We start from the raw sequence: 1794 nt of genomic DNA on the forward strand, positions 1-1794 counted from the left end.
AATGGCCGAAGCAAAAGTACTCAGTGGCGCCGGGCTCCGTGGCCAGGTTGCCGGGCAAACCGCACTGTCCACCGTGGGCCAGTCGGGTGCCGGTCTGACCTATCGTGGTTATGACGTTCGTGAACTGGCGGCTGACGCACAGTTCGAAGAAGTCGCTTACCTGCTGCTGTACGGCGAACTGCCGACTAAGGCGCAACTGAGCGCCTACATCGCCAAGCTGAGCAAGCTGCGCGACCTGCCGCAAGCGCTGAAAGAAGTGCTCGAGCGCATCCCCGCCGACGCCCACCCGATGGACGTGATGCGTACCGGTTGCTCGTTCCTGGGCAACCTCGAGCCGGAGAACAATTTCTCCGAGCAACACGACAAGACCGACCGACTGCTGGCGGCATTCCCGGCGATCATGACCTACTGGTATCGCTTCAGCCACGAAGGCAAGCGCATCGATTGCGTGAGCGACGAACAGTCCATCGGCGGCCACTTCCTGCACCTGCTGCACGGCAAGAAGCCAAGCGAGCTGCACGTCAAGGTGATGAACGTTTCGCTGATCCTCTACGCCGAGCACGAGTTCAACGCCTCGACCTTCACCGCACGGGTTTGCGCCTCCACCTTGTCGGACCTGTATTCGTGCATTACCGCGGCCATCGGTTCGCTACGCGGCCCGCTGCACGGCGGTGCCAACGAAGCGGCGATGGAAATGATCGAGCGCTTCTCGTCGCCGGAAGAGGCGGTCGAGGGCACCCTCGGCATGCTGGCGCGCAAGGACAAGATCATGGGCTTCGGCCACGCGATCTATAAGGACAACGATCCGCGCAACGAGGTGATCAAGGGCTGGTCGAAAAAACTCGCCGACGAAGTGGGCGACAAGGTGTTGTTCCCGGTGTCCGAGGCCATCGACGCCACCATGTGGGAACAGAAGAAGCTGTTCCCGAACGCCGACTTCTACCATGCCTCGGCGTACCACTTCATGGGCATTCCGACCAAGTTGTTCACACCGATTTTCGTCTGCTCGCGCCTGACCGGCTGGGCGGCCCACGTGTACGAACAACGCGCCAACAACCGCATCATCCGCCCGAGCGCCGAGTACACCGGCGTCGAACAGCGCAAGTTCGTGCCAATCGAACAACGCTGAATGGTGGAGGCTGTTGCAGGGATCTGGATACAGCGTAGATCCCTGTGGGAGCGGGTTTGCCCGCGATGAAGGAGTCACATTCGACACATGTGTCGGCTGACCCACCGCAATCGCGGGCAAGCCCGCTCCCACAGTGGATTGTGTTGATTTCGAATCCGGCGCCAGCCCCACCCTTTGTATTTACCGTGACCGAGTCCTGACGATGAACACGAAATTCCGCAAATCGCTGCCCGGCAGCAAACTGGATTACTTCGACGTCCGCGCGGCAGTCGAGGCCATTGCTCCCGGCGCCTACGACACCCTGCCTTACACCTCTCGAGTGCTGGCGGAAAACCTTGTGCGTCGCTGCGATCCGGCCACGCTCACCGAATCGCTCAAGCAATTCATCGAACGCAAGCGCGACCTCGATTTCCCGTGGTTCCCGGCCCGTGTGGTGTGCCACGACATCCTCGGCCAGACCGCACTGGTCGACCTCGCCGGCCTGCGTGACGCCATCGCCCTGCAAGGCGGCGACCCGGCGCAAGTCAACCCGGTGGTGCCGACGCAACTGATCGTCGACCACTCCCTGGCCGTCGAACGTGGTGGCTTCGATCCGGAGGCGTTCGAGAAGAACCGCGCCATCGAAGACCGTCGCAACGAAGACCGTTTCCACTTCATCAACTGGA

General features: G+C 61.6%; 2 protein-coding genes. Both read left to right on the forward strand.

All coding sequences use genetic code 11. The features are described 5' to 3' along the window. Window position 1 precedes the first annotated feature (1 nt). The gene (gene prpC / locus D8U18_RS17715) at window positions 2-1129 is read left to right on the forward strand and encodes a 2-methylcitrate synthase (protein WP_130906137.1); all 1128 of its coding nucleotides are present in this window, start codon (window positions 2-4) and stop codon (window positions 1127-1129) included. A 202-nt stretch (window positions 1130-1331) separates the two neighbouring features. After that, the coding region (locus tag D8U18_RS17725) for an aconitase family protein (RefSeq protein WP_241664336.1) at window positions 1332-1794 on the forward strand (463 nt) is incomplete at its 3' end.

It is taken from the genome of Pseudomonas sp. Sample_10, from assembly GCF_004321495.1.
In the GTDB taxonomy this organism is placed as follows: domain Bacteria; phylum Pseudomonadota; class Gammaproteobacteria; order Pseudomonadales; family Pseudomonadaceae; genus Aquipseudomonas.